This window comes from Helicobacter sp. MIT 00-7814, from assembly GCF_003364115.1.
In the GTDB taxonomy this organism is placed as follows: Bacteria; Campylobacterota; Campylobacteria; order Campylobacterales; family Helicobacteraceae; genus Helicobacter_F.
Window position 1 is genome coordinate 48522 of sequence record NZ_NXLL01000009.1, and the last position, 23654, is coordinate 72175.

A 23654-nucleotide genomic window follows, 5' to 3' on the forward strand; every position below is an offset into this window, starting at 1 on the left:
TTAGCTATGAAAAAGCGTCTTTGCATAGCCACAATTTTGACATTTTGGCAACAATGCTTTGCCTTGCTTAAAGCTTTGTGCTATTTGTATTACAAGGGGGCTAGATAGAATTTTTTTAAGAGAATCTTTCTTCGTATCACCTAGCGCAATTTCCCCAAAGCAATCGATACAGCAAGGCACAACAACGCCATTACTCAAAATCCCAAATTGCTTAATCAACCCATAGCAAAAAGTCTTTTGCGCTTTAAGGCGCCCTATCACGCCTTTTTGTGCACTTTTTTGCTCATTCTGCACCAAATCCTGCCCGGCGTTCCACTCATAATGTGGTGTGATACTTAGGAAGGTTTTATACGCAAGGCGCGCACTTTTCCTATCGCTAAAGCTTTGAAAAGTAAAATCTTTCAAGCCAAAAAATGCCTTTATTTGTTCCAGCATTTCGCGCGCTAGAGGATTTTCGCAGTGTAAATCCTGCAAGCGCAGATGGATAAATACTTCACTTCTTTTCTTGCGCGTAAACTCACAAAACTTGAGAATCTTATCCAAATGCCCAGCCTTAAAGCTCTGTGGGGAATCCACAAACGCACTTAGTGAAAAAGCGATTTGATTTATCGGCACACCACATAGCAGGCTAAAATTTTTATTTTCTAAGAATCTCCCGCTTGTAACGATATTTGCAGAGATTTTATAAATGTGCAAAATCTCCAAATACGCGCCCAAATCTTTCAATATAAGCGGATCACCCAAAATATGCAAATACACGAGCTTCCCTAGCCTATCGCGCGCGATTTGTGCGATGAGGCTTTCAAACAATGCCAGCTTCATCACGCCACGCGTTGTTTTGTTGTAAGAATGCGGGCAGAAGCTACATTCAAGCGCGCAACTATCGCTTAGCTCGATATAGATTCTTTCAAACATTTTTAAGCACAAGGGCTTTGCGCGTATCTCCCGCGTCTATAAACTCCGCTAGATTCTCGCGCACAAGCTTATTTGCAAGAAGTTTAAAATTCTTTTTACTCATTTTGAGAATCCGCACAATCTCTTCAGGGGAACTTTTAAAATCAAGCTCTATGCGCCCATTGTGTGTTTTTAGCAAATCTAGTAGGTGGTTGCTAGAATTCTCGCGGATAGGGCTTAAATCAAGCTTTCCATCACTTCGCAATTGTTTAACTTTCACTTGCAAAATCTCACCTATTTTAGGAACAAAAGCTAGCTCATTGTGATACAGCAAACCATAATACTGCCCTGCAATCACACAGCCAAATCCAAGTGGCGTTTTTTCAAACACGAGCGCATCTACATTCGCACCTATCAGCTTTTTGTCCGCGCAAGCTTGCAATCGCTCCTTAATGCCAAGTCTCCCAATGAGCCTACCTTGCTTATCTATGGTTAAAAACACAGCGAGCAATTTACCTAGATTCTCATTTTTTGGCATTTTTGAAGGGACAAAAAGCCCCTTATCCACGCCCAAATCCACAAAATAGCCATTTGACACGACATCTACAACTTTCAATGCACCAACCTCACCAACGCACAAAAGTGGCTTCTGCGTGCTAGCGACAAGCCTATCTTCAGAATCCGTATAGAGAAACACGCGCACTTTATCGCCCACTGCTAGAGAATCCGCCACAAACTTTTTAGGCAATAAAACGCTTTCTTGTGTTTGCAAATCTTGTCTTTGCGCGCCTTGCGGAAGCGATAAAAACGCACCATAAGGGCTTAAGCGCGCCACTTCAAGCTCGCAAATCTTCCCTACAAATGCTTGAAGTGCGCTTTGCTGTGGTTTTTGATTTGCACGATTTTTTTGCGTGTCTTGCGCCTTTTGCAAGCGCGCTCTAGATTGCATCATAAAATTAACCCTTTCTAAAACGCCTGCTTAGCGTTAATGTAGATTCTATGCGCGCTTTTTGCGTGCAGGATAAATTGCAGGGCTTCTTGTGTCGTTACTTTTTGCGTAGGTTGTGTGCTTGTTTGTGTCTTTTGTGAATCTGCACCCATTTGCACGACTTCTTTAAGTTTAAATAGCGCAATATCTGCGTTTTTACTAGATTCCAAACTTCCAGATTCCACGCCTAGCGCTTTTGCACCATTTTTTGTAAGCATTAAAAGAAGCTCTTCTGCAAGCGCATTAATCTCACTTTTTGGATAAGCAAAAAGCGCTGTGCGAAGCTCCTCTAGCATATTTAGATTTGCATTTGAGCTTTTCCCATCACTCCCAAGCGCGATATTTAGCGACTTTGCACGCTCTAAATTTAGATACTTCCCGCACAAAAGGCGATTTGAACGCGGACAAGACGCGATACTTAAATCATACTTTTGCATAAATTCCAGCTCCCTTTCTCCCGCTTCTAGGCAATGCGTCAAAACCGCGCGCCCTTCAAACTCCCTAAACTGCTCCAAAAATCCTTGTGTAGAAAAAAATGGCTTAGGATTTGGCACGCCAAAACCTTTATGAAAAAAATCATAAAAATACCCACTGCCAGAATCTAGCCATTGCCTCTCGTGTGTGGATTCCAAAAAATGCGCGCTTAAAGGCGCACTAAGCTTCATCGCCTCATTTAAAACATGCTTTGCAAACACGCTATGTAAGGAATAAGGCGAATGCAGTGCCACCGCTGGCGTGAAAAGCGCATTTTGCGCACGCTTAGATTCTTGCAAACGCACTTTGAAATTTTTATACAGCGCATCAATCGCGCTTGGATTGCTCCCCATAGCTTCGTTGAAAAACACTACTCTTAGCGGACTTTGAGCTAAAATTGGCAAATCATAGCCATAACTGCTAATAGCCCCGACAATCCCCACACCGCTTTGCAATTGCTCATTTATCGCGGATTGCATGGCGGATTCTTCACCTAGCACACCATCTCTTTTGGCAATTACAGAATCTAGCCATGCGCCAAAATCCCCATAGGCAAAGCTTGTGGCATTACTGCTAAACTCAAAATGAATGTGCGCGTTAATAAACGCTGGCAACATTACGCAGTCTTCAAAAAACTCGCGCTCCACATTTTTGTATTTTTCACAAAGCGCGCTAAAATCGCCATTCTCCACAATCTTGCCATTTTCTACAAATACGCCAAAATCGCGTCTAATGCTAAAATCCTCATCGCACACAAACGCCAAAGGCGCGCCAAGTAGCTTGCTCAAAACCTAATCTCCATTATCTTTCATACTAAATTTTAGCTTCTGTGTGATTTTGTCTAAAATGCTATTGTTTTCGCTCTCAATCCCTTGCTCTGCCCTTTTTTGCGTGCTTTTAGGCTTTTTAGATTCTGAAATATTTTCTCTCTTTGCACCTTTAGAATCAACAAAAACTATTCCCTTTAGCCCGCTTTCAAGCGCAAGTTTTTGGGAATCCGCCTCTTGTGCTTTATAAAGATTCACATCAAGTTTATTGAAAGGAATCTCAATATTATTTGCCTCTAAGTTTGCCAAAAGTAGCTCCAAAACGCTTGCCTTAGCCTCTATTAGCCCATATTTGATATCCACCCAAAAGCGCAAGATAAAATTAAGCGAGCTCTCTCCCAAATCCTGCAAACCGATAAAATACCCGCGCTCTAAATCCACGCACGGGCTGTTTTCAAGCACATTTATGGTGATGAGCTTGATAGAATCTACATTGCTCCCATATCCCACGCCAAAGACGACATCTAAGCGCCTTTTTGAAATATCCGTGGAGTTAATGACATTTGCCTTTGAGATGTTAGAGTTTGGGATAATGGCTAGCTTGCCATCAGGCAGGCGTATGGTGGTATTGAAAAGATTTATCGCCTCGACTTTTCCGGTGAGCGTGCCAAGCTCGATAGTGTCGTTATTTGCAAAAGGGCGCAAGATGATGAGGATTATCCCGCTAGCCACCGATGAAAGGGAATCTTTAAGCCCCAGCGCGACTGCCACGCCAGCTGTGCCAAGCACGGCGATAATAGAGTTTGTCTGCACGCCAAGAGTGCCCAGTGCAGCGATGATGATAGCGACATTAATGCCAATAAACGCCACTTGTGAGAGGAAATTTGCCAAAACAATGTCTTTAGATTCCAAAGCTTTTTTGATTTTCTTAGCCACAAAGCGCGAGAGATAATACCCCACCACAAGCAACAATGCGACTTTTAGCAAAATCAAACCAATATGCTCGATATTTGGCAAGATATTCAAAATAGTTGTTTTAAGTTCGCTCAAACCCTCTTGCATGCGCACTCCTTATTCCAATGTATGAAGCTTAGAATCCGCATACAGCGCGCTAACTCTTCCGCTCAAAGTCTCGCCATTATAGGGCGAGAAAGTATCATCTACGCGCACGCTAGATTCTGTATCAATAATCATAAAATCCGCTTTTTTGCCCACTTCCAAGCTTCCATTTTCTAAGCCCAAAATTTTTGCTGGATTGTGGCTAAAAAACCTTGAAAGCGTGCTTAGGTTTAAAATATTTGGCTTCACCAGCTTAGAATACGCTAAGCTAAAACCATACGCAATGCTATCAATCCCAAAGCTTGCAAGCTCAAAAACCTGATCTTTTTGCGAGTTGAAATCCGCGCACTGCAAGCTTGTCAGCACATCGATTTTATCATTTTGCAAAGCGTCCAAAAGCTCTAGGCGCTTAGATTCACAAAGCAAAGGCGGATTAATCTTGCCCGCGGTGTTGTAGTCCTCGCACGCGCTTTCATTCAAAATCAAATGATGCAAGCTCACTTCCGCATGCGCGCGCAAACCTTGCGCTTTGTATTGATTAACAATCTCAAGGCTTCGTGGCTCGCTAAGCGCGCTAAAAACCACTTCAACCTCGCTTCCCAAAAGCATTTCGCACATTTTGACGACTTCGATATTTTGCGCCTTTTCGCTAATGCTAGGAAGCCCAAGTCTGCTTGCAAACTCCCCTTCGCTTACCACACCTTGCGCGAGCGAGGCATTTTGCGCGAAACAAATAAGCGGGATTTTTAGCATTTTGGCGTATTGTGAGATTCTTAGCAAAAGATTGCCTTCAATGTCGCTTTCAAACGCGATTGCCTGCGCGCCTGCGGTGTAGAGCTTGCTTATATCAGTGAGCTTCACGCGTTCAGAATCTATAAAAGTTGGCTTAATGGAAGGCAAAATATGGGCTTCAAGCGTGGAATCTATGCTTTTAACAAGCTCAATAATCGCCTCGCTATCGATAGTCGGGCTTGTCTGCGGTAAAAGTAAAAGCGTGCTAAATCCGCCTCTAAGCGCTTTAAGTGAGAGCGTGCTAAGGCTCTTGCGTGAAAGCGTGCGCGCCTTTGGATAGATATTAAGATCAATAAATGCGGGCATCAAAAGCTTAGAATCTGCATTGATAACTTCTTCGTTTTCCTCTAGTGTGAGAGATTCTAAGTTTGGTGCAATATTTTGGATACGCCCATTTTTTACTTGGATACATTGTAGTTTTTCTCCCCGATAGTCGCAACAGCGCGCATTTGCAAAAACCATTCGCCCTCCTTTAGATTCTCATAGTTAGATTCTCATAATTTCCTAAAATGTTCGCGTTATCATAGCGTATTCTTATGGTGAGAATTTTTAAATCCTTGGGAATTATGCAAAAAGTGTGGGAAATTAAAGAATCTTATTTAAAAACCGAAGTGTGGGGCTTGTGCGGGCTTTTGCTCGCACAAGTGATTTGTTAGCAGCTATAAGTTGTGATAAACTCAAATGGGTGTGGGCGCCCTTCCCATGGCCAAATTTCTGTCTCAAACTTATATTGCTTGTAGGTTTGGATAAATTCTTCACTAAAGACATTGCCTTGCTTCAAATAGTCTTTATCCACGAGCATTTCTTCTATCGCGTGGCGCAAAGTGTGTGGAAGCTGTTTGATGCCTTTTTCGCGGATTTCATCAAGGGTAAGCTCGAAAAGATTCACTTCCATTGGCTTGCCCGGATCGATTTTATTTTGGATTCCATCAATTCCTGCCATGAGCATTGAGGCAAATGCTAGGTAAGGATTGCTCGAGCTATCTGGGAATCTAAATTCCATTCTCTTAGCTTTCTCACCGCTATTGTATGGGATTCTGATACTTGCGCTTCTATTTTGTGCAGAATATGTCAAAATACTAGGCGCTTCAAATCCGGGGATTAGGCGTTTGTATGAGTTTGTGCTAGGATTTGTAAATGCCGCAAGTGCGCGCGCATGCTTTAGTACGCCACCTAGATAATGCAACGCCATCTCGCTTAAGCCCTCATACGCATTCCCTGCGAAAAGATTCTTACCATCTTTCCAAATGCTCGTATGCACATGCATTCCGCTTCCATTGTCAGAATACAGCGGCTTTGGCATAAATGTCGCGCTCTTACCATTGAGATGGGCTACCATTTTGACGACATATTTTAGCTTTTGCACATTATCCGCTGCTTCTAGCATATCGCCAAATTTCACGCCGATTTCGCCCTGCCCTTGCGCGACTTCATGATGCACGACAAAGGTTTCTAAGCCCACTTGATTGAGCACTTTTACCATTTCAGCGCGCAAATCCATCATAGAATCCACCGGTGGCACCGGAAAATATCCGCCCTTAGTGCCCGGACGATGCCCGATATTCACACCTTCAAATTCTTTATCACGATTCCATTCGCCCTCTTCTGTGTCGATTTCATAATACTGACAATTTACAGAATCTTTGATTTTGATAGAATCAAAGACGAAAAATTCATTCTCTGGTCCAAAATACGCCACATCGCCTAGCCCGCTTTCTTGCAAAAACTTAGTCGCGCGTTTGGCAATAGAGCGCGGGCATTTTTCATAAGGCTCGTTTTTGTAAATATCCCAAATGTCACAAAACACCACCGCTGTGGTATCCGCGGTAAATGGATCTAAAAAATAGCGCACAGGATCTGGGATTAGCACCATGTCAGATTTATTCACCGGCTGCCATGCTGGAAGCGAGCTACCATCAAAAGGAATCCCTTCAAAACTCCCCTCATCAACCGCACTTGCTGAAAATGCCAAATGATGCCACACGCCTTTAATATCTGTAAAGCGAAAGTCGATAAACTCTACTTCATTTGCTTTGCAAAACTCAAAAAACTTCTTTACTGCTTGTTGTCTATCTTCTTTTTGCATACAATTCTCCCAAGGTTAAAATCGTGTTACCAAGCGTTGTTGTGTAACGCGGAATTATAGCAAGGAATGTGAAAAATACGCATAAAATCTCCAAAAACTTTTGCAAAAAATCTGCTTTTTAGCCTTAGTTTGCTAAAATTCGCGCCTAAAAAGTTTTATATTTTCTTAAAGATTCTCACAAAAGGTTTTGCATGCAAGAACTCATTCGCAATTTTTCTATCATCGCACATATCGATCATGGTAAATCAACGCTTGCCGATAGGCTCATACAAGAATGTGGTGCGGTTAGCCAGCGCGAGATGACAAGCCAAATCATGGATACGATGGATATAGAAAAAGAGCGCGGCATCACCATAAAAGCGCAATCTGTGCGCCTAGAATATCCGCACAATGGCAAAACTTATATCCTAAATCTCATCGACACGCCCGGACATGTGGATTTTAGCTATGAAGTCTCGCGCTCGCTTAGCTCGTGTGAAGGCGCGCTGCTTGTCGTTGATGCCTCGCAAGGTGTGGAAGCGCAAACAATTGCAAATGTGTATATCGCGCTTGAAAATAACCTTGAGATTCTGCCTGTGATAAATAAAATCGACTTGCCAGCTGCTGATAGTGAGCGCGTCAAAGATGAGATAGAATCTAGTATCGGACTTGACTGCTCAAACGCGCTAGAAGTGAGCGCAAAAAGTGGCATTGGCATTAGCGCGCTTTTAGAATCTATCGTTGAGAAAATCCCCGCGCCAAATGGCGAGCCAAACGCGCCAGCAAAGGCACTCATTTATGATTCGTGGTTTGATAATTATCTAGGTGCGCTAGCGCTTGTGCGGCTAAAAGATGGCGCGCTCAAAGTCGGGCAAAACGCGCTTATTATGAGTAGTGGCAAAAAGCATGAGATTTTGGGGCTTTACTATCCTCACCCCGTGCAAAAAATCCCTACCAAAAGTATCGAGTGTGGCGAAATAGGCATCGTGTGCCTTGGGCTAAAAAGCCTTGATGAGCTAGCTGTGGGCGATACGCTCACAAATGCCGAGAATCCAACAGCTGAAGCGATTGAGGGCTTTAAGCCGGCTAAGCCTTTTGTCTTTGCAGGGCTTTATCCGATTGAGACGGATAAATTTGAAGAGCTTCGCGAGGCGCTAAAAAAGCTAAAGCTAAATGATTCTGCGCTTAGCTTTGAGCCTGAAACTTCTGTGGCACTTGGATTTGGATTCCGCGTGGGATTTTTAGGGCTTTTGCATATGGAAGTGGTGAAAGAGCGCTTGGAGCGTGAGTTTGGGCTAAGTCTCATCGCCACAGCGCCAACGGTTATCTATGAAGTCTATGGCACTGATGGCTCATTGACGCTTGTGCAAAATCCCAGCCAGCTTCCAGAAGTGCAAAAAATAGAAAAAATTAAAGAACCATTTGTCCGCGCGCATATCATCACGCCTAGCGAGTTTTTGGGCAATATCATCACGCTTTTAAACAACAAGCGCGGCGTGCAGGAAAAAATGGAGTATATCAACCCACAGCGCGTGAGCTTGCAATACGCGATTCCGAGTAATGAAATTGTAATGGATTTTTATGATAAGCTAAAATCCTGCACCAAAGGTTACGCGAGCTTTGATTATGAACCTATCGAGTATCGCGAAGGCGATCTCATCAAACTAGATGTGCGCGTGGCAGGCGAAGTCGTCGATGCACTATCTACAATTGTTGAGCAAAGCAAGGCATATGAAAAAGGGCGCGCACTGGTTGAAGCGATGAAAGAGCTTATCCCGCGACAGCTTTTTGAAGTGGCGATTCAAGCAAGTGTGGGGAATAAAGTCATCGCGCGCGAAACCGTGAAATCTATGGGCAAAAATGTGACTGCAAAGTGCTATGGCGGGGACATCACGCGCAAGCGCAAATTGCTTGAAAAGCAAAAAGAGGGCAAAAAGCGTATGAAAGCCATCGGCAAAGTGGAATTGCCACAAGAGGCGTTCCTTGCGGTGCTAAAAATTGACTAAAACTTTAAAGGCTAAACAATGCTAGAATTTAATGATTCTCAAATGAAGCGCTATTCACGGCATTTGATTTTGCAAGGTGTGGGCGTCGCGGGGCAAAAAAAGCTAGCAGAGGCAAAGGTGCTAATTGTCGGTGCTGGCGGGCTTGGCTCGCCTAGTGCGCTGTATTTGACAGCAGCTGGCGTGGGTGAGATTGGAATCGTAGATGATGATAAAGTCGAGCTAAGCAACTTGCAACGCCAGATTATCCACACTACCGCCTCGCTTGATACGCCAAAGGTGCAAAGCGCCAAAGAGCGCCTTAATGCGCTAAACCCTGAAGTGCGCGTGCAGACTTACCACACTAGAATCTGCGCGGAAAATATCCTAGATATTATCGCGCCTTATGATCTTGTGCTTGAGGGAAGCGATAACTTTGGCACGAAGTTTCTCGTCAATGATGCGTGCGTGCTAACTAAAAAGCCTCTGGTGTTTGGTGGGATTTTGCGCTTTAGCGGGCAGTGCATGAGTATCAAGCCGTTTCAAAGTGCGTGCTATGCATGCGTGTTTAACTCCCCTCCGCCGGCAGATTCTGTCCCAAGCTGTGCGAGCGCGGGCGTGCTAGGAGCGATAGCCGGGATGCTAGGGACTATTCAAGCCACCGAAGCGCTAAAAATCATCATAGGCATAGGGAATCCGCTTTTTGACAAAATTTTGAGTTTTGATGCGCTAGATATGAGTTTTCGTAAAATCGCAATCTCTAGGAATCCGCAATGTCGCGTATGCGGCGGTGAAGGCATACAAGCTTTAAGCGATTATAAGCAAGAATCTTGCTGGGAATTGTAGAATTTTTTCTATGATTTTTATTTCTTAGAATCTCTTTGTCTCATTTTTCAGAATCCCTTTGCTTTCACTTTTAAAACTTTTTGGATTCTTAAATCTTTTTACGCAAAAGAAAAAGGGGTTTATCCCCTCCCCGCTCCCCCTAGCCCCGAAAAAGTAAAAGCTCCTCGCTTTTCTTTTTCGGCAATCAGGGGGAGAGCCTCGCTACTTCCCTTGCTAGAAAAAAAGGCTAAAAATGCACTGCTGCATTTTCTTAACGCCTTTTTTTCACCACGCAAGGGGCGAGAGTAAGGGTTACGCATTTTCAATGCGTAACTTGAATTCCTTTGATTACAAAATCTCGGTTTGCGCGGGGCGCGGATATTTATTAGAATATGGCTTAAGCGTTAGAGAATCTTAAGCGCGCAAAGAGAGGCTTTGAGTTCTAGGGCTTTGGCTTGAAAGTCCGCATTTTCACAATCGCGCTCAAAATGCCTAAAACGCGCGATTTTCACCCCGCTATATTGCGCGATAAAGGAATCAAAAGAATCCGCATGCGCGCTTTTTTCTTTTCCTTCACTCATCACCAAACCCAAAAGCTCAATCCCACGCGCTTTGAGCGCCTCAATGCTTAGCAAAATATGATTTATCGCGCCCAAATAATACCCGCCCACAAGTAACACCGGCAGTTTGTGCAACGCAAGATAATCAATCATGCAGTTTTGAGAATCTAGCGGTGTGTAAAGCCCGCCAGCGCTCTCAAGCAAAAGCGGTTGCAAAAGTGGCTGTGAAGTTTTGGGCAGTGGGATTTGCAAGCCATTGTATTCCACATTTTCGATAGTTTTTGCGATATGCGGGCTTGCGGGCGTTTGCAGTGTGAATCCATTTGGGTAGATTTTCGCTTGAGGCACAAGAGAAGCGATAATGTCCTTATCCTCTTCCTTGCCTGCTTGCACGAGCTTGAAATACGCGAAGTCAAAGCCAAAGCAAAGCGCAGCGCTCACCGCGCTTTTGCCAATGTCAGTATGTGCGCCAGCAATGGCTAATCGTGGGAGCATCGCGCGCACCGAGTTTGGAAAGAATTAGAAGTTATACACATAGCTTGCGTGGATAATGTAAGGACGCTTCATTGTGGTTGTGGTGCTGTTAAGGTTTGTTTCTGTAGGAATAGGGACAGGAGTTCCTGGTATAGTGATTGGTCCGCTTAGCAATGATGAGCGTCCATTGCCATTAAAGATTTCCGCGTCTAAAAGCGGGAATTTTACGCCAAATTCGATTCCATGATGTTCGTTAAATACACCTCTAATGCCGGCATTAATCGTTGTTTGAAATGCAAAGTAATTTTCCCCATTGCCACCATTTGGCTTGTATTCCTTACCATTTGCCACCCATGTTTCAGCACCGATTGCCACACCGCCATAGATCCCGAAACTATGCTCTGGCGCATCGATAAAGTTAAAAAGCAAATCCCCACCCACACCATAATCAAACACATGGTTATAGTAAGTTTTCCCTGTGGTTGTGAAAATTGAACTATCGCCACCACCTGTTAAAGTGTAAAGATCCCCTGTGTAGCTAATGTTTTTCATGCTATTATAGCCATAGCCAAAATACACATATCCACGCACACCAAAGCGCTTGGATTCTCCAAAAAAGGTTTTATAACCGCCTTTGATTGCGATATTTGCCATTGAGTTGTCCGCTAAAATATGCCCGACAGAATTTTGCGCTGGAAACATTGGCTGTGCGGGTATTGTCGTAGTTGCATTGACATACTGGTCGAACTTGACATTCCCATGTCCTATATCAACTCCGATATAGCCCCCCCCCCTCTCGGCAAAAGCACTGCTCGCGCAAAGCGCACTTAAAATAACGCTTGTAAAAAGAGATTTTTTCATGTGTTTTCCTTTTTTTTGTGTGATTATTGCGTGTAGAATCCCAAAATTTACGCAAGGCGCAATTATACAAAAATTTACACAAAATCAAGGAATTTTGCAAAATTTCGCTAGATTCCCACCGCAAAAGCGTGCTAAAGCACCGCGCGTGGGAGATTAAGGGTTTTTAAAGAAGTTTAGAAGTTATACACATAGCTTGCGTGGATAATGTAAGGGCGCTTCATTGTGGTTGTGGTGTTGTTGAGCGAAACGCTACCGCCCATATTTACTAAAATGTCATTATTCATAAGGCTAGAATAACCACTGCCTTTGAAAATTTGCGTGTCTAAAAGTGGGAATTTTACACCAAATTCGATTCCATGATGTTCGTTAAATACACCTCTAATTCCCGCATTAATTGTTGTTTGGAATCCAAAGTAGCTTTCACTTCCTTCACTTGGCTTGTATTCTTTACCATTTGCCACCCATGTTTCAGCGCCTAGCGCCACACCGCCATAGATCCCAAAGCTATGCTCTGTCGCGTCGATAAAGTTAAAGAGTAAATCCCCACCCACACCATAATCAAACACATGATTATAGTAAGTTTTCCCTGTGCCTGTGAAAATTGAGCCACCATTCATCTCTCCTAGTTGCTCTATAATTTGTCCTACAGGGATAGTAAAACCAGACCCATAGTCGATAGCGCCAGAGCCAGAAAAATCATAATTTATATTTTGCATACTTGAGTAACCATAGCCAAAATACACATAGCCTCTCACACCAAAGCGCCTAGATTCTCCAAAAAAGGTTTTATAGCCACCTTTGATTGTAATATTTGCCATTGAGTTACTTGCATAGATATTTCCATTTAAAGGGATTCTTTGTGTGTCCGCGTCTACTGGCACAGTCATAATTGCATCAATATTTTGATCGAACTTCGCATTCCCATGCCCTATATCAATCCCTAGGTAGCCCCCCCCCTTCTCGGCAAAAACAGCACTCGCGCAGAGCATACCCGCGATGAGACTTGCAAAAAGAGATTTTCTCATTATCTTGTCCTTTGGTTTTTAAGTTGTCGTTGTGTGAAATTTTTTAAAAAATTTACGCGAGGCGGAATTATACACAACAAGTTAGACAAAATCAACAAAATTTGTAAAATTTTAAGATAAAATTGCGCGCAAAACTACCAAGGCTTTTACGCAAGGCTTTATGAAAGGGCAAAAAATGGATATTCGCGCGCTGTATTTGGAGTATTTCGCAAAGCGGGGGCACAAGGTGTATGAGTCAATGCCGCTGGTGCCTGATGATGCGAGCTTGCTTTTTACAAATGCGGGAATGGTGCAGTTTAAGGATATTTTCACCGGTAAGGTGCCCACACCGCAAATCCCGCGTGCGACTTCATCGCAACTATGTATCCGCGCAGGCGGGAAGCATAACGACTTAGAAAATGTCGGCTACACCGCGCGCCACCACACGCTTTTTGAGATGCTGGGGAATTTTAGCTTTGGGGATTACTTCAAACGCGAGGCGATAGCGTATGCGTGGGAGTTTGTGACGGAGATTCTAGGATTTGATAAAAGCCTTTTGTATGTGACAATCCATGAAAGCGATGATGAAGCCTACGCGCTGTGGTGCGAGCATATCGAGCCTGCGCGCATTAAGCGTATGGGCGATAAGGATAACTTTTGGCAGATGGGCGATAGCGGACCTTGCGGACCTTGCAGTGAAATCTATGTCGATCAAGGGGAAAAATATTTTCACTCAAGCGAGGATTATTTTGGCGGGGAGGGCGATAGATTCTTAGAAATATGGAATCTCGTCTTTATGCAGTTTGAGCAAAAAGATGGCGTGCGCACGCCGCTACCGCGCCCAAGTATTGATACAGGCATGGGACTAGAGCGCGTGATCGCACTCAAAGAAGGGAAAATCAATAACTTTGATACTTCGCTTTTCGCGCCACTAATGAAAGAGATAGAATCTCTTTGCAAGGAAAGTGGCAATGCGTGGAGGTATTATGAGGATATAGAGTTGCTGGAGATGGAGGCTGGGGATTCTGCGGATTCTGGTGCTGGCGCGTCATTGCGAGCGCAAGCGAAGCAATCCAAAGAATCTACAAAATCCACAGGCGCCGACTTAAAAACCCTCAAAAGCACGCAAGCAAGTTTTCGCGTGATAGCCGATCATGCGCGCGCGGTGGCGTTTTTGCTCGCGCAAGGTGTGCATTTTGACAAAGAAGGGCGTGGATATGTTTTGCGTAGAATCTTGCGCCGAGCGGTGCGACATGGCTATTTGCTAGGCGTGAAAAGGGCGTTTTTGTATCGCGTGGTGGGCGCGGTGTGTGAGAGCATGGGCGCGCATTATGGGTATTTGCTCGAGCGCAAGGAAACGATTATGGAGCAGTGCAAGGCGGAGGAGGAGAGGTTTTTTGAGACGATAGAGTCGGGAATGAAGCTGTTTGAAAATGAGTTAGATTCCGCGCAAGATACTAGAATTTTGAGCGGGGATTCTGCAAAAACAGGCGCACAATCTCAAAAGCTTTTTTCCGGCGAAGTGGCATTTAAGCTTTACGATACTTACGGATTCCCGCTTGATTTGACGCAGGATATGTTGCGCGATAAGGGCTTGGAAGTGAATTTGGGCGCGTTTGAAAAGTGTATGGAGGAGCAGAAAAATCGCAGTAAGGCAAGCTGGAAAGGCAGTGGCGATAGCGCAAAAGAGGGCGATTTTAAGGCGTTGCTTGCGGAGTTTGGCGAAAATGCCTTTGTGGGCTATGAAAATGAGCGCGCGGAGGCTAAGATTTTAGCACTACTGGATTCTGCGTTTTTGCGCGTTGAAAAGCTAGAGAAAGGGCAGGAAGGCTATGTGCTGCTTGATAGCACGCCGTTTTATCCGGAATCTGGAGGACCGGTGGGGGATAAAGGAATACTGCTTCATAAAAATTCGTCTCTTGGCGGAATTTGCGGGAGTTTAAGTTCGTCTCACTGCGACGCACGCTTTAGTGCGCCTCATTCGCCAAACTCTACACAACCCACAAATTCCACTCAAGATACTAGAATTTTTGGCGGAGATTCGTCATTGCGAGCGCAAAGCGCGAAGCAATCCACAGAATCTACAGGCGCGCAATCCCTTGCTCTTGTGCTTGATACCAAAAAATATTTCGGGCTTAATCTTTCAAAAGTAAGCGCGCTTGAGCCTTTGTGCGTGGGCGATGAGGTGCTGGCGTGCGTGGATAGTGCGCGTGCAGAGATTGCCAAACACCACAGTGCGACGCATTTACTGCATTTGGCGTTGCGCGAGATTTTGGGCACGCATATCGCACAGGCTGGAAGTTTGGTAGAAGCGCACCGCTTGCGCTTTGACTTTTCTCACCCAAAGGCACTAAGCCATGAGGAATTGCGCGCGATTGAAAGGTGCGTAAATGAAAAAATCTTGCGTTCTAGCGCACAGGTGTGCGAGAATCTACCTATTGATGAGGCAAAGGCGCGCGGTGCGATGGCGCTATTTGGCGAAAAATATGGCGATGTCGTGCGCGTGGTGAGCTTTGGAGATTCTATCGAGCTATGCGGTGGGATACATGTCAAAAACACCGCAGAAATCGGCAGCTTCTACATAACCAAAGAAGGCGGGGTGAGTAGCGGCGTGCGTAGGATTGAAGCAGTGTGCGGGCGCGCGGGCTATGAGTGGGGCGCAAACGCGCTAGAGACGCTAACCCAAGCCAAAGAAAACCTAAAAGCCCAAGACTTGCTCCAAGCCATCGAAAAGCTAAAGGCGCAGGTGAAAAAACTAAGCGCGGTAAAATCCCAAGCAAGCGATTTAAAATCGCTAGAGTTCGAGCGCGTGGGCGAGTGCAAGCTCATAGTCGCGCGCATAAGCGACAAAAGCGCGGTGGAGATAAAAGAGGCGATCGACAAGGCGAAAAACGAGGAGCAAAGCATCGCGGTGCTTCTCATCTGCGAATCTGGCGGGAAAATCTCAATCACCGCGGGCGTGAAAAACGCGCCGATAAAAGCGGGCGCGTGGGTGGCTGAAATCGCGCAGATTTTGGGCGGGAAAGGCGGGGGCAGAGATGACTTCGCCGCAGCCGGCGGGAAAGATATAAGCAAAATCGATGAAGCATTGCAAAGGGCAAAAGAAATGGCGAGAAATGCGCTAAATGGCTAAAATAAGAGGCTAGAGAGGCGCTTTAAGGGATTAGATTTGTGGGAAGTTTGAAAGTAAAAAAGCTTTCAAAATAAGAATCTTACAAGCAAGAATCTTAAAAGTTTAAAGCGTTACCTTGAGAGTGCGCGTTTGCAAGAGGTTGCCCCCTTGCAATTTTAGCGAGTAAAATTATTCCAAAATTACTCAGACATTATAATCACGCGACCATTTGCTGGCTGGGTTGGGCGGTTGTTTTTGCCGATGGTGTCGGTGAAAAACTTGATTTGCCCTTTTGAAGCTGTGGCGTTGTTTTTGCTAATTATCCAAATGACGCCCTCCGTGCATGGCGGTGTCGTAAGCGAGCCATCAAGCCTAATGTAGTTTTCTATCTTGCCTGCAAGCTCACTTGCAGCCACCTTTGCAAGCTCTTTAGATTCTCCTGCTTTTTTAGGCGCATTTTCCCAAATTTGCTTGATTATCGCGTTTTCCTCGCCTTCTTCAAACATAATCGCCAACACAAGAAGTTGCCCGTCTTTTGATTGATGCGCGAGGTGCGCTACCATAGGATAATGCTTGCCCTTGAAAGTGTATTCAGAAGGCGTGTGGAAGTGCATTTGCAAAAGCGTGAAATCCTTGCCATCAAAGCGCAAAACACTGCCGGGTTTGAAATTCACCTGCAAGGAATGCCCGTTATTGACGACTTCTTTTGCCTCGTTTTTGTAAGAAAGCACGACAGGCTTTTCTGAGTCAGATTCTATAATGTCAGTGATGTCAATGGGTGACTGGTATTTGCCATATTTGCAGGCGTGAAACTCATTTGACAAATCGCCCCAATTTTTTGGCGCGCCTTCGCCTGTGTATCCCCAATGTGGGGCATTCTCCGCGCTCAAAGACACTAAAAATCCAAACAATAAAAGATTTAAAAACCGCATAATAACTCCTTTTAAACTCTTTAAAATCGCTAGCTTGCGTGCTTTGAAATTTTGGCTTTCAAAAGCGCATCAAACTGCGGGCAGAATACTATTCCTTAGAGCTTAAAAAAACCATAAAATTTTGGGAATTTTTGCATGTTTTTGTGGGGCGCTTCCTCGTTTAAACTTGTTTAAAAAAACATTAAACTTACGGTATAATCCCTCTGCTTCTGTGTCTTTTTAGAAAACCAACAAAAGGGGCATTTATGAAAAAAATGAATTTTGCAGGGATTTCTAAGCGTTTGCTTGGCGGGCTTTTGATAGGTTCTTTGGGGTTTGTGGCGTCTTTGAGCGCGCAAGAATCTGGCGTGTTTGTAGCTGGTGCGCTTGGTGCTATGATAAATGGCTCTGATGATAATATGAAATATACCGCTGTGACAAGCGGTGGCGGGCAAGTTACATCATTTACAAGAGAAGATGAGAGCTCCACTTCTAATATCAACCTAAGCTATGGCGTGCGCGCGGGCTATGTGCTAGCTTTAAATCAACGCAGTGCGTTTAGAGTGTATGGAAGCTTCTCTGCTGGCACTTATACTATGGGCATAGATGGCGATTTGCACGGCTTTGATAAGCAGGACTTTTATCTTATGCGAGCGGGAGCGGGGATTGACTATATGCTGTCATTTTCTACTAAACCAAATGCGTGGGGGCTTGCTATCGGGGGCGGATATGAGTATGGGTTTGGCAAACTTGCAGATGAGCTAAAGGATCGCGTGGGTGAGTATTCTATGGATATACCTTATGCGAATATTGCGTTTTTCAAATTGTTTGGCAATGGGCGCAGCACTTTGGAATTTGGCTTTAAGATTCCCTTTGTAACGCATTGGAAATTTGAGCGCAAAAATGATACCGGACAGGTGCAAAATGAGCCGGGCGTGTTTTTGAATGCTACGGGCATAAATCAGCTACTAGAAACCGGCACTAAACTTACACCTTATGTTATGCTTTCATATAGATTCTAAGGTTTTGTAGATTCTAAGATTTTGGGCTTGTGCAAAGCCCAGCTTTATTTAAACTCAAATCCTACTTAAAATACTCATAAAAAAAGCTTGATTTTTTGACAAAGGGCTTGATTTTAGCCTTTGGAATTGAAATATTATCTTGACTTCGGATGACATATGGGAATTCAAAATGCACCTCTATATCCTCATCGCCTAAACGAAAAGTCGTGTATTCCATACGATCGCTAATATCTGGCGCTTCATCATCATTGCCTGCATCTTTCCATGCCTTATCAAGTTCTTTTTGCAAAAAGTTAATAAATTTTTTATCCACATTCACAAAAGCTGAAAGGCTTGTATCAATAAAGGCTAAATCTTTAATCGAAAAAACAGCGTAGGAATATATATTGTTTGGATGCGGTGTGCTTCTGTAAAAATACTCCCCTAAGCTTGAAAATATTATTGCTTTTGTATCAGCAACCGCCCCAGTAGATGCTTCATAGCTCCCGCCTGCAAAGTTATCTAAAGTATGTTCTTGCATTTGTTCTCTAGCGGCTTTTTCAAAATCTTTGAAACTCATATTTTTAGCTTCTAATTCAAGAATCCCAATATTTGCAGGCTTAATAAAAAACGCGCTATCTTCATAATAGTAAGTAACTAGTTTTTCATTAGAATACTCAAGCCACCTTTTGTTTTCCTCAGTGGGTTCATAGCTTTTTTGTGCTTTCATCAAGTATTCATCAAGACGAGAAATTTTACCCTCTAATAAATCAACCTCGCTCAAAACCACTTGCAAAGCTTTGCTTTCCTTGCCTTTTGGCGTGCTTTTCCACTCTCCTGTGATATTTAAGGGCTGTTTTTTATCATCTAGGATTTTTTTCAAATCATCTTGTGTGAGCTTAAATGTAAAGCTCTCCTCTTTAGATTCTGTAAAAAGCTCAAGGCTTTCTTGTTTCAGCTCGCCATATATGGGGATATTTTTTTGAAACTTATCATACAAATACACGCCCTTCACATTAACTGCGCGAATTGTATTTGCATCTCCTGCAATGTCAGTTACAAGCTTTATTGTGATAGGGTATTTTGAATCAATGCTTCCTTTGAGCGTGAAAAAATACATGCTTGAAGTTAGCTCAAAACTCTCAAAATCCTTTGTGTTATCACTTTCTTGCGCGCTAGCAAGGGTGAAAAACAGAGCTAAAAGTATTTTTACAATTTTCATTTTGGACTCCTTTTGAATTTTATAAATATAATCCAAAAAATGATATCTTTTATACTCCAATTTTGTTCCTTAAACTCTTCAAACTTTAATCCACCAAGCCAACCATCAATAATCCATATTTTTAGAATCCATAAAACCATAGCAATAATTAAGAGAAGTGCGGGTATAAAAAGTATTTTTATTAGAATTTCCATGATTTTACCTTCAAAATATACATTTTAATCGCAAGCATTTGTATAAAATCGCCCATATTTTTAAAGTGGATATTAAGTTTCTGATTAGCCTGCGTACAGGCAAAAACAGAATCTAGATTCTGTTTTAGAATCTATAACTCCGTCTTCAGCACCGCGCCATTTGCGGCGTTGCTGACAAGGATTGAGTAGCGTTTGAGCCATTTGCTTTTAATATCTTTTTTGATAGGTTTCCATTTTGCGCGGCGAGATTCTAGAATTTCAGAATCTACGAGCAATTCTAGGCTTCCGCTTGAAACAGATATGCGGATTTTATCCCCATTTTCAATAAGCGCGATAAGCCCCCCTTCAGCCGCTTCTGGGCTCACATGCCCGATACACGCCCCGCGCGTCGCCCCGCTAAAGCGTCCATCAGTGATAAGCGCGACAGATTCGCCAAGCCCCATTCCCATAATTAGGCTTGTTGGGCTTAGCATCTCTTGCATTCCCGGTCCCCCCTTAGGTCCCTCATAGCGGATAACAACGACATTCCCAGCCTTCACCTTGCCCCCTGCAATGCCCTTAATCGCCTCATCTTGCGAGTTAAACACAACCGCGCTTCCCTCAAATTCTTTCATAGATTCCGCCACAGCGGCGACTTTTAGCACCGCACCTTCCTTTGCCAAGTTGCCATAGAGAATCTTTAGCCCGCCGATGGGAGAATATGCGTTGTCATTATGGCGGATAATTTGAGAATCTGTGATTTGCGCGCCTGCGATACGCTCGCCTAGTGTTTCGCCTGTGATTGTTAGGGCGTCAAGATGAAGGATAGATTCTCCTCTTTTTGCCACCTCATTCATTACCGCATTCACACCGCCTGCTCGGTTTATATCCTCCATATGCACGCTACTAAGTGCTGGGGCGATTTTAGCGATATGCGCGACTTTGCTAGCGATATTATTTATATCGCTTAGATTAAAATCCACTTCAGCTTCCTTAGCGATTGCTAACATGTGTAGCACCGTATTCGTGCTGCCACCCATCGCCATATCCACGACAAAGGCATTATGCACAGCTTTTTTATTTAAAATATTGCGCATCTTAAATTGCTCGCTTAGCTTAGAATCTAGTGCGATTTCTACAATCCTGCGTGCTGCTTTTCTTAGCAGCTCCTCGCGCTCCTTTGTAAGTGCTGGGATAGTCCCATTCCCGGGCAGTGCGACACCCATCGCCTCGCAAAGCGTATTCATAGAATTTGCCGTAAACATACCGCTACAGCTCCCACCGCTAGGGCATGCCTTGCATTCAATCTCATGCAATCGCTTCTCATCAATTTGCCCGCTGGCATACGCTCCCACCGCCTCAAATGCGGAGTTCAAGTCCAAAATCGTGCCATCATCTAGCTTGCCTGCTAGCATCGGACCGCCACTTACAAAAATCGTAGGCACATTCACACGCAGCGCGCCCATAAGCATTCCGGGCACGATTTTATCGCAGTTTGGAATGCAAATCATCGCATCTAGCGCGTGCGCGTTCATCACAGATTCTATACAATCAGCTATCAGCTCGCGACTAGGCAGGGAATAGAGCATTCCGCCATGCCCCATAGCGATGCCATCATCAATGCCAATGGTGTTAAATTCAAATGGCACAGCACCTGCTTTGCGGATTTCCTCTTTGACAATGCGCCCATATTCAGCCAAGAAAAAATGCCCCGGAATAATGTCAATATGGCTATTTGCCACGCCAATAAAGGGCTTATTAAAATCCTCATCTTTTAGCCCTGTAGCACGCAATAAACTCCTATGAGGTGCGCGCTCATAACCTTTTTTAATAATATCGCTTCGCATGAAAGTCCTTGTTGTGGTGTTGTAGTATTGTTTAAAACCCAGCATTATAACCCAAAAAAGCGCGATAATATCCCCTTAAAGAATATGCAAGAATCTATAAAGTAAAATAACATTTTTATACAATACTTTTTTTATACTAAGTTAGATTACTTTAAAGGGGGCGGTATGTTTGCAAAACGATATTTTTACTCTCTGGGGGGGGCAATATGTTTGAAGAATCCATACTTTTAACCTGCGCCAAACTCGCGCATTATATGAAATATAAATCAAAAGAAGCCGTGCAGACGATGGGCTTTAGCGATGGGCGCGAGATAGGGCTATTGATGATTGTGGCAGAAAAGCAGGTTTCGCAAATTGAAATCGCAGAAATGGTTGATACAGACAAAAACACCGTGCGCTTTTTTGTCGATAGGTTGGAATCTTTAGAGCTTGTCAAGCGACAAAAAAACCCAAATAACCGCAAGGAAAATCTTATTATTCTTACAGAAAAGGGCAAGCAGAAGGTTGATGAGATTCTTATGATGATGTTAGAGAATGAGCGCAAGTTGCTTTATATGTATAGCGATGCGGAGATTAAGGAGCTTTCAAGACTGCTAGCGAAATTTTATAAAAGCATGGAAGAGAGCTGCAGGTGCAAATAAAGTGCGAAATTTATCAAACGCGCTAAATGCGTGGATTAAAGATTCTTAAAATTTGGCACTTTGTGAAAATTTGTAATAAGATTCTTAGATTTATGCTAAAAATAACAAAAATAAACCACCTATTAATAAAAAAAGCTATATAATAATTTTTCTCTTTTATAAATCACAACAACGCAAAATCTAAAGGAGTAACAATGAAAAAAAGATACTTGTTAGCAAGCGCATTGGCATTTTCTGTCGCCCTAGGGCAGAATCTACCAAATGACGCAGCACTTAGAAAAATGGTATTGGACAATGGCATCGAGCCTTTTCCAAAAACAGCCAAAGAATTAAGCGCATTGGCTGAAAAGAGCGCGCCAGAATCTAAGACAAACAAAAGCACACCAGCAAAAGTCGAGCTTGGTAAAAAACTTTACTTCGATCCGCGCCTTTCTCGCAGTAACTTAATCTCTTGTAATACCTGCCACAATGTGGGGCTAGGTGGCGTGGATTTAGTCCCAGCGGCTATCGGGCATAAATGGCAACCAAACCCAGAACATCTCAATTCCCCAACTGTGTATAACAGCGTATTTAATGAAGTGCAGTTTTGGAATGGTAGAGCCGCGCATCTTTCCGAGCAAGCGCAAGGACCTATGGAAAATCCAGTCGAAATGGCATACGCAAAAAAAGAGATTGAAAAGCGTATAAACTCGATTCCAGCGTATGTTGATGAGTTCAAAAAAGCATATGGGGCTAATACAAAAATAAGCTTTGAGCTTATCGCTGAGACTATCGGCGTGTTTGAGCGCACACTTGTGACACCTTCGCCTTTTGATGATTATATGAATGGCAACAACAACGCGCTTAACAAGGCACAAAAAGAAGGTTTGATACTTTTCATCGATAAAGGTTGCGCGACTTGCCACAGCGGGATAAATCTCGGTGGAAGTATGCAGCCATTTAATGTGGTGAAAGAATACAAATTTACTTCACTTGGTGGCTTTAAAGGTGATAAAGATGGTATGGTGAAAGCGCCTACATTGCGTAATATCGCGCAGACTGCGCCATATTTCCATAATGGTGCGATTTGGAAGCTTACTGACGCGATTAAAGAAATGGGAAGCGTGCAACTTGGCATTGATATAAATGACAAAGAGGCACAGAGCATTGCAACTTTCTTGCGCTCACTCACAGGACGCAAGCCAACAATCGAGTATCCACAGCTTCCAGATTCTACGGATAACACTTCCACACCGACTTTTGACTAATTTTTGCAAAGCCCCCATTTTATTTGGGGGCAGAGCTTAGAATCTTTTCCATGCATAAAAAAATACAAGATTTTCTCTCTAAACAATACACCCTGCATTTAAGCGTATGCGCCCAAACTAGCCAAGATTCTATATTTGACAAAGATTATGAATCTAAAAAAAAATGTGAATCTAGCGGGGATTCTAGCGTGAGTGTTCCTTACGTTGCGTGTTGTTTTTATGCATTTGATGCGAGTGAATACGCGCTTATTTTTAAAAGCGATTCTAAAACAAAGCATATCATTTATGCCAAAAGTGCGCCAATAGTGGGTGTGAGCATCGCGCATAGTAGTCTAAAAATCGCGCATATCAAAGGTGTGCAAATCCGCGCGGAATTTTTAAACGCCACGCAATCCCAAGAAGAGCTTTATTATAAGAAATTCCCTTTTGCTAAGGCACATCAAGGCGCACTTTGGCAACTTAGAATCTTATGGCTCAAATACACGGATAATACCCTTTTTGGCGTGAAGAAAATGGAATTTATAAGGGAGGAAAAATAGATTTTGCAATCAAAGGAATTCAAGTTACGCGAAGCGTAACCCAATCTCGCCCCTTGCGTGGTGAAAAAAAGCGGTGATTTAGCGTTGTCAGTAGTGACAACGCCCGATTTTTTTCTAGCAAGGGATAAAGCGAGGCTCTCCCCCTGATTGCCGAAAAAGAAAAGCGAGGAGCTTTTACTTTTTCGGGGCTAGGGGGAGCGGGGAGGGGGTAAACCC

The 23654-nt window shown here is 43.7% G+C and carries 20 protein-coding genes and 1 pseudogene; 8 read left to right on the plus strand and 13 right to left on the minus strand.

Annotated elements, in window-relative coordinates:
- The 6 genes from CQA49_RS04160 to glnA form a co-directional block, all read right to left on the minus strand.
- On the minus strand, window positions 1-915 hold the full coding sequence (locus tag CQA49_RS04160; protein ID WP_115574710.1) for a radical SAM/SPASM domain-containing protein: 915 nt from the start codon (window positions 913-915) through the stop codon (window positions 1-3).
- Window positions 908-1846 (minus strand): S1 RNA-binding domain-containing protein, encoded by a 939-nt coding sequence (locus CQA49_RS04165; RefSeq protein WP_115574711.1) that lies wholly within the window; start codon window positions 1844-1846, stop codon window positions 908-910. The genes CQA49_RS04160 and CQA49_RS04165 overlap by 8 nt, the downstream gene beginning before the upstream one ends.
- A 14-nt stretch (window positions 1847-1860) precedes the next feature.
- Window positions 1861-3144: an aminofutalosine deaminase family hydrolase gene (locus CQA49_RS04170; protein ID WP_115574712.1), complete on the minus strand. Its 1284-nt coding sequence runs from the start codon at window positions 3142-3144 to the stop codon at window positions 1861-1863.
- A 3-nt stretch (window positions 3145-3147) separates the two neighbouring features.
- Entirely contained in the window at window positions 3148-4185 is a 1038-nt protein-coding gene (mscS, locus tag CQA49_RS04175; protein ID WP_115574713.1) for a small-conductance mechanosensitive channel MscS, read from the minus strand.
- A 9-nt stretch (window positions 4186-4194) separates the two neighbouring features.
- Complete coding sequence (locus CQA49_RS04180; protein WP_115574714.1) at window positions 4195-5436, minus strand: amidohydrolase family protein; 1242 nt, start codon at window positions 5434-5436, stop codon at window positions 4195-4197.
- A 190-nt stretch (window positions 5437-5626) separates the two neighbouring features.
- Window positions 5627-7060: a type I glutamate--ammonia ligase gene (gene glnA / locus CQA49_RS04185; protein ID WP_115574715.1), complete on the minus strand. Its 1434-nt coding sequence runs from the start codon at window positions 7058-7060 to the stop codon at window positions 5627-5629.
- Window positions 7061-7251: 191 nt separating this feature from the next.
- Between glnA and lepA the strand changes: the two genes are divergently transcribed.
- Both lepA and CQA49_RS04195 read left to right on the plus strand, forming a co-directional pair.
- Entirely contained in the window at window positions 7252-9045 is a 1794-nt protein-coding gene (gene lepA, locus CQA49_RS04190; RefSeq protein ID WP_115574716.1) for a translation elongation factor 4, read from the plus strand.
- Window positions 9046-9063: 18 nt separating this feature from the next.
- The gene (locus CQA49_RS04195) at window positions 9064-9867 is read left to right on the plus strand and encodes a molybdopterin-synthase adenylyltransferase MoeB (RefSeq protein WP_115574717.1); all 804 of its coding nucleotides are present in this window, start codon (window positions 9064-9066) and stop codon (window positions 9865-9867) included.
- 383 nt (window positions 9868-10250) lie between these two features.
- Here the strand turns inward: CQA49_RS04195 and bioD are convergent, their stop codons facing one another.
- The 3 genes from bioD to CQA49_RS04215 form a co-directional block, all read right to left on the minus strand.
- The gene (gene bioD / locus CQA49_RS04205) at window positions 10251-10901 is read right to left on the minus strand and encodes a dethiobiotin synthase (protein ID WP_115574719.1); all 651 of its coding nucleotides are present in this window, start codon (window positions 10899-10901) and stop codon (window positions 10251-10253) included.
- Window positions 10902-10925: 24 nt separating this feature from the next.
- The gene (locus CQA49_RS04210) at window positions 10926-11741 is read right to left on the minus strand and encodes an outer membrane protein (RefSeq protein ID WP_115574720.1); all 816 of its coding nucleotides are present in this window, start codon (window positions 11739-11741) and stop codon (window positions 10926-10928) included.
- A gap of 173 nt (window positions 11742-11914) precedes the next feature.
- The gene (locus CQA49_RS04215; protein WP_115574721.1) at window positions 11915-12766 is read right to left on the minus strand and encodes an outer membrane beta-barrel protein; all 852 of its coding nucleotides are present in this window, start codon (window positions 12764-12766) and stop codon (window positions 11915-11917) included.
- Window positions 12767-12941: 175 nt separating this feature from the next.
- On the opposite strand from CQA49_RS04215, the pseudogene alaS reads away from it, so the two are divergent.
- Window positions 12942-14645, plus strand: a pseudogene (alaS, locus tag CQA49_RS10685) (alanine--tRNA ligase); the annotation flags it as partial.
- Between the two features lie 564 nt (window positions 14646-15209).
- Entirely contained in the window at window positions 15210-15878 is a 669-nt protein-coding gene (locus CQA49_RS10690) for a DHHA1 domain-containing protein (protein WP_408938909.1), read from the plus strand.
- 179 nt (window positions 15879-16057) lie between these two features.
- On the opposite strand, the gene CQA49_RS04225 is transcribed toward CQA49_RS10690, so the two are convergent.
- Window positions 16058-16789 carry a carbonic anhydrase gene (locus CQA49_RS04225; protein WP_115574722.1) on the minus strand — a complete coding sequence of 244 codons (732 nt, stop codon included), beginning with the start codon at window positions 16787-16789 and terminating at the stop codon, window positions 16058-16060.
- Window positions 16790-17034: 245 nt separating this feature from the next.
- Here CQA49_RS04225 and CQA49_RS04230 point away from each other — a divergent pair, with 245 nt between their 5' ends.
- Window positions 17035-17790: a hypothetical protein gene (locus CQA49_RS04230; RefSeq protein WP_115574723.1), complete on the plus strand. Its 756-nt coding sequence runs from the start codon at window positions 17035-17037 to the stop codon at window positions 17788-17790.
- Window positions 17791-17851: 61 nt separating this feature from the next.
- Here CQA49_RS04230 and CQA49_RS04235 read toward each other — a convergent pair whose 3' ends face one another.
- From CQA49_RS04235 to ilvD, 3 genes are all read right to left on the minus strand, one after another.
- A complete protein-coding gene (locus CQA49_RS04235) occupies window positions 17852-18991 on the minus strand; it encodes a hypothetical protein (protein WP_115574724.1) in 1140 nt (379 codons plus the stop codon).
- A complete protein-coding gene (locus CQA49_RS04240) occupies window positions 18988-19185 on the minus strand; it encodes a hypothetical protein (protein WP_115574725.1) in 198 nt (65 codons plus the stop codon). Before CQA49_RS04240 ends, CQA49_RS04235 begins: the two co-directional genes overlap by 4 nt.
- A gap of 131 nt (window positions 19186-19316) precedes the next feature.
- The gene (ilvD, locus tag CQA49_RS04245) at window positions 19317-21011 is read right to left on the minus strand and encodes a dihydroxy-acid dehydratase (protein WP_115574726.1); all 1695 of its coding nucleotides are present in this window, start codon (window positions 21009-21011) and stop codon (window positions 19317-19319) included.
- Between the two features lie 206 nt (window positions 21012-21217).
- Between ilvD and CQA49_RS04250 the strand changes: the two genes are divergently transcribed.
- The 3 genes from CQA49_RS04250 to CQA49_RS04260 all read left to right on the plus strand — a co-directional run bounded on the left by CQA49_RS04250 (window position 21218) and on the right by CQA49_RS04260 (window position 23438).
- A complete protein-coding gene (locus tag CQA49_RS04250) occupies window positions 21218-21652 on the plus strand; it encodes a MarR family winged helix-turn-helix transcriptional regulator (RefSeq protein WP_115574727.1) in 435 nt (144 codons plus the stop codon).
- Between the two features lie 194 nt (window positions 21653-21846).
- Window positions 21847-22899, plus strand: a complete 1053-nt coding sequence (locus tag CQA49_RS04255; RefSeq protein WP_115574728.1) for a cytochrome-c peroxidase — start codon at window positions 21847-21849, stop codon at window positions 22897-22899.
- Window positions 22900-22922: 23 nt separating this feature from the next.
- The gene (locus CQA49_RS04260; RefSeq protein ID WP_115574729.1) at window positions 22923-23438 is read left to right on the plus strand and encodes a hypothetical protein; all 516 of its coding nucleotides are present in this window, start codon (window positions 22923-22925) and stop codon (window positions 23436-23438) included.
- Window positions 23439-23654: the final 216 nt, after the last annotated feature.

What these genes read in the sequence shown, in the direction of transcription:
- CQA49_RS04160 (WP_115574710.1), bottom strand. Translation starts at nt 915, where the DNA reads ATGTTTGAAAGAATCTATATCGAGCTAAGCGATAGTTGCGCGCTTGAA.
- CQA49_RS04165 (WP_115574711.1), bottom strand. Translation starts at nt 1,846, where the DNA reads ATGATGCAATCTAGAGCGCGCTTGCAAAAGGCGCAAGACACGCAAAAA.
- mscS (WP_115574713.1), bottom strand. Translation starts at nt 4,185, where the DNA reads ATGCAAGAGGGTTTGAGCGAACTTAAAACAACTATTTTGAATATCTTG.
- CQA49_RS04180 (WP_115574714.1), bottom strand. Translation starts at nt 5,436, where the DNA reads ATGGTTTTTGCAAATGCGCGCTGTTGCGACTATCGGGGAGAAAAACTA.
- glnA (WP_115574715.1), bottom strand. Translation starts at nt 7,060, where the DNA reads ATGCAAAAAGAAGATAGACAACAAGCAGTAAAGAAGTTTTTTGAGTTT.
- lepA (WP_115574716.1), top strand. Translation starts at nt 7,252, where the DNA reads ATGCAAGAACTCATTCGCAATTTTTCTATCATCGCACATATCGATCAT.
- CQA49_RS04195 (WP_115574717.1), top strand. Translation starts at nt 9,064, where the DNA reads ATGCTAGAATTTAATGATTCTCAAATGAAGCGCTATTCACGGCATTTG.
- bioD (WP_115574719.1), bottom strand. Translation starts at nt 10,901, where the DNA reads ATGCTCCCACGATTAGCCATTGCTGGCGCACATACTGACATTGGCAAA.
- CQA49_RS04210 (WP_115574720.1), bottom strand. Translation starts at nt 11,741, where the DNA reads ATGAAAAAATCTCTTTTTACAAGCGTTATTTTAAGTGCGCTTTGCGCG.
- CQA49_RS04215 (WP_115574721.1), bottom strand. Translation starts at nt 12,766, where the DNA reads ATGAGAAAATCTCTTTTTGCAAGTCTCATCGCGGGTATGCTCTGCGCG.
- CQA49_RS10690 (WP_408938909.1), top strand. Translation starts at nt 15,210, where the DNA reads ATGGCGCTATTTGGCGAAAAATATGGCGATGTCGTGCGCGTGGTGAGC.
- CQA49_RS04225 (WP_115574722.1), bottom strand. Translation starts at nt 16,789, where the DNA reads ATGCGGTTTTTAAATCTTTTATTGTTTGGATTTTTAGTGTCTTTGAGC.
- CQA49_RS04230 (WP_115574723.1), top strand. Translation starts at nt 17,035, where the DNA reads ATGAAAAAAATGAATTTTGCAGGGATTTCTAAGCGTTTGCTTGGCGGG.
- CQA49_RS04235 (WP_115574724.1), bottom strand. Translation starts at nt 18,991, where the DNA reads ATGAAAATTGTAAAAATACTTTTAGCTCTGTTTTTCACCCTTGCTAGC.
- CQA49_RS04240 (WP_115574725.1), bottom strand. Translation starts at nt 19,185, where the DNA reads ATGGAAATTCTAATAAAAATACTTTTTATACCCGCACTTCTCTTAATT.
- ilvD (WP_115574726.1), bottom strand. Translation starts at nt 21,011, where the DNA reads ATGCGAAGCGATATTATTAAAAAAGGTTATGAGCGCGCACCTCATAGG.
- CQA49_RS04250 (WP_115574727.1), top strand. Translation starts at nt 21,218, where the DNA reads ATGTTTGAAGAATCCATACTTTTAACCTGCGCCAAACTCGCGCATTAT.
- CQA49_RS04255 (WP_115574728.1), top strand. Translation starts at nt 21,847, where the DNA reads ATGAAAAAAAGATACTTGTTAGCAAGCGCATTGGCATTTTCTGTCGCC.